This is a genomic window from Cetobacterium sp. (assembly GCF_051653945.1).
In the GTDB taxonomy this organism is placed as follows: domain Bacteria; phylum Fusobacteriota; class Fusobacteriia; order Fusobacteriales; family Fusobacteriaceae; genus Cetobacterium_A.
Window position 1 is genome coordinate 1 of the sequence record NZ_JBOFXD010000019.1, and the last position, 3,898, is coordinate 3,898.

The window sequence follows — 3,898 nt, forward strand, 5'->3', positions numbered from 1 at the left end:
CTGTTAAAAAAATTAATCCTGTAGTTACAGAAGTTAGTCCAGTTCTTCCCCCTTCGGCAACTCCTGATGCAGATTCAACATAAGTTGTAACAACAGTTGTACCTAAAATAGCACCAACAATTGTGGCAATAGCGTCAACTAAAAATGGTTTTTGAATATTTGGTAGATTTCCATCTTTATCTAACAGTCCAGCTTTCTCTGAAACACCTAGTAGTGTTCCTAAAGTTGAAAAGAAGTCTCCAACAAAGAAAACAAACATTATAGGTAAGAACTTTATACTTAAAACTTTTGAAAAATCTAGTTTAAATGAAACATCAGCTATTGATGGAGGTAAAGACATCAGCGATGTTGGAACTTTAGTTATTCCTAAAGGAATTCCAAGTACAGTAACTAACAAAATTCCAATTAGTATAGCTCCTTTAACTTTTCTAACAATTAAAGCGGCAATTATAAATAAACCTACTATAGCTAAAATTGTTTCAGGAGATTTTAAGTTTCCAATGGCGATTTTACCTTTTGAAAGATCCATTAGTTTTGCTGAGCCAAATCCCAATTGAATTAAAAATATTCCTACAACAGCTCCAATTCCTATTTTTAAATTTTTAGGAAGAAGCTTAACGACAATCTCTCTAAAACCAAAGAAAGACATTATTAAAAAAATTATACCAGAAACAAATACTAAACCTAATCCCTCTTGCCATGTTGTTAAACCTGAAGCTACAAGAGTATAAGCAAAGAATGCATTACTTCCCATAGCAGGTCCTAGAGCAAAAGGAAGATTAGTATAAGTTCCCATAAATATTGAAAATATTCCAGCAGTTAAAGCTGTTACAACTGTCATTGCACCGATGGGCATTCCAGAAGCACTCATAATAAGTGGGTGAACAATTAAAGCATATGCCATTGTCATAAAAGTTGTAGTTCCAGCAGTTATTTCTGTTTTTATATCTGTATTATTTTCTGATAGTTTAAAAAGTTTTTCAAATAAATTTTTATTTCTTTGTTCAATTTTTATTTGTTGCATTGTCTCTCCTTTTATTTAAATAGATTTATAACTTTTTGTTCTTTAACATCAATAAGTCCTAGATCACTCATTTTAGCATTTGGAATTACTATTAGAGCTAATGTGCTAGGTCTTGTTATTGGAGATGCACTTTCAATTCCCATTTTTCTAAGAATCTTATTCATCTGACTAATCTCTTTTGCTAAAATCTCAGCAGGCTGATCCGAAAGCATTCCAGCAATTGGAAAAGGTAAAGTTCCAGTAATCTCTCCATTTTCAGAAGTTACAATTCCACCACCAAGCTCTTTTATCTTTTTAGTAATAGCTAGAGCTTCATTTGGTTTATTAAATACAATTGTTAAATTATGACTATCATGAGAGTATGTTGTTCCAACGCCTCCTTCTTTTAAATAGAAATTTTCAACAACTGCTAAAGCTATATTATTATTTAAATTATGTCTATTAACAATAGCAACAAAATTTAAATTTGAGATTTCAGAGATATCAATAAAACCATCTTTTGCTTTGACTAATACAGTTTTTCTATCTGTTATAGATCTTTCTTTAGTAAGATATGATAAAACTTCGATTTCAATCTCACCATTTTGGATAGGAGATTTTATTTTAAAATCACTTTCACTTAATTCATCAACATAAATTGAATTTAAACGTTCGATATCTAATTTTGGAGAGTTTATTTCAATAACTAAGCTATCATTTTCTGCAATTAATTTTCCTTGCCAAAAAGTTTTTAAAACATTAAAATCTACTAAATTATCTAAAATTACTATATCAGCAAAGTATCCAGGGGCGATTGCACCTATTTTATCTAATTTATACTCTTGAGCAGTATTTAAAGTTGTAGCTCTAATAGCTTCGATAGGGTCTAGTCCAGCTTTTACAGCAACTCTAACACAGTCATTAATGTGTCCAACTTCTAAAATATCTCTAGGCTCTCTATCATCTGTACAAAGAGTTAAATTTCTTGGTGATTTCATATGCTTAATATTTTCAACTATTGAACTTATATTTTTAGAGATAGAACTTTCTCTAGCGTCAACATACATGCCCTTTCTTATTTTATCTGGAGCTTGACGCCCATCCCTAGTTTCGTGGCACGATATTGGACCACCACAAATATATGCAGACAGTTCACTTCCACTTAATTCAGGAGCATGACCTTGAACAAACATTTCTTTTTTGATTGCTGTTTCAACTATTTTAGTCATTCTATCGCTTTGATTAATAACTCCCACAAAATCCATAACTTCACCAAGACCTAAAACTCTAGGCAGATCTAACATTTTTTCTATTTCAATATCATCAAATTCAGCCCCAGCATTTTCAAGACCAACAACAGATGGAACACATGATGGAATTAGATAGTATTGATTCATAGGGACGTCTTTTGAATTTTCAATCATATATATAACACCATCGACACCTAATACATTTGCAATTTCATGAGGATCAGCAATTATAGTTGTTGTTCCCTTTGGTAAAACTGCTCTTGCAAAGTTTACAGGTGTTAAATGGCTACTTTCAACATGAACGTGAGAATCAATAAAACCAGGCGATACAAATTTTCCATCAATATCAATTATATTTTTACCTGAACTAATAGTGTCTAAGTTACACTCTACAATATTAGCAATATATTTATCGTAAATATATATGTTAGCTTTATACATCTCTCCAGAAAAAACATTTATTAAATTTCCGTTTTTTAGAACTATGTCCGCTTCTCTTTTTCCTAGGGCAACTTCAACTAGTTCTCTTCTTTTTTGTAAATTCATAAAATCCTCCTTTAAAAATAAAAAAGTCTTTTCTCTATTTAGAGAAAAGACTGGAATAAATTAAATGAAAATACAAAAAAAGGTATTTCAAATGATATATTTGTCTTTCCTCATAGTGACCTATTTACGGTAGGTCGTAGAAACGTTCGTCCATATTACGAATATATATGAGAAAATTTATTTTATTTGTTGAATCCATAGTATCATTTTTTTTGATGTTTGTAAATAAATTTGTGCTATTTTATTTTTATCAACATCTTTACAAAGTTACAAAAAATGTTATAATTAAGTGCAAAAATATAATATAGGGGGGCAAAATGGAAAGTATTAAAACTGATAAACAGAAAAAAGATTTTTTAACGAGGTGGTTGGATCGAATAGAAAAGGTTGGAAATTCATTACCACATCCAGCTACTATTTTCTTTATTTTGACTATAGTTGTAGCGCTAATTTCTATGATTGCATCTCAATCTGGAGTTCAAGTAACATATGAAATCTATGATGCACAACAGAAAAAGATGGTTGAATCAACGGTAAAAGCAGTAAATATTTTAAGTGTAAACGGAATAAGAACTATGATTCCAAAAATTGTTAGTAATTTTACGGGATTTTTTGCTTTGGGAACAGTTTTTACGGTGATGTTAGGAGTTGGTGTTGCTGAAGGGACAGGGTTATTAAGTACTCTTCTTAGAAAAGCTGCACATTCTACACATAGTAAATCTTTAGCATATGTTGTAGTATTTTTAGGAATAATTTCAAATATTGCTTCTTCAGCTGGTTATGTAGTGTTAGTGCCATTAGGTGCAGTTCTTTTTATGAGTTTCAAAAGACACCCAATTGCAGGACTTGCAGCAACATTTGCAGGAGTATCTGGAGGATGGAGTGCAAATATATTGCTGGGAACGAATGACCCTGTATTTGCAGGAATTTCGACTCAAGCAATGACTATGATTAATCCAACTTATACAGTTCATCCAACGGGAAATTGGTACTTTTCTGTTGTTTCAACTATAGTAATAACTTTTATAGGTGGTTTTATAACAGAAAAAGTAGTTGAGCCAAGACTACCAGACTATGATTATTCCAAATTTATACATAC

General features: G+C 31.0%; 3 protein-coding genes and 1 riboswitch. Of the genes, 1 reads left to right on the forward strand and 2 read right to left on the reverse strand.

All coding sequences use genetic code 11. The annotated features are described in order from the left end of the window. On the reverse strand, window positions 1-1,024 hold a 1,024-nt coding region (locus tag ACRC8M_RS02065), incomplete at its 3' end, for an NCS2 family permease (RefSeq protein WP_438527616.1). A gap of 11 nt (window positions 1,025-1,035) precedes the next feature. Then, window positions 1,036-2,799 carry an adenine deaminase gene (gene ade, locus ACRC8M_RS02070; RefSeq protein ID WP_438527617.1) on the reverse strand — a complete coding sequence of 588 codons (1,764 nt, stop codon included), beginning with the start codon at window positions 2,797-2,799 and terminating at the stop codon, window positions 1,036-1,038. Window positions 2,800-2,892: 93 nt separating this feature from the next. Next, window positions 2,893-2,990, reverse strand: a riboswitch (purine riboswitch). 126 nt (window positions 2,991-3,116) lie between these two features. Here ade and ACRC8M_RS02075 point away from each other — a divergent pair. Next, window positions 3,117-3,898, forward strand: a 782-nt coding sequence (locus tag ACRC8M_RS02075) for an AbgT family transporter (protein WP_438527618.1), incomplete at its 3' end; no start/stop codon positions are given.

Bases quoted from the DNA above. Each gene is read 5' to 3' on its own strand.
- ade (WP_438527617.1), bottom strand. From the start codon at position 2,799: ATGAATTTACAAAAAAGAAGAGAACTAGTTGAAGTTGCCCTAGGAAAA.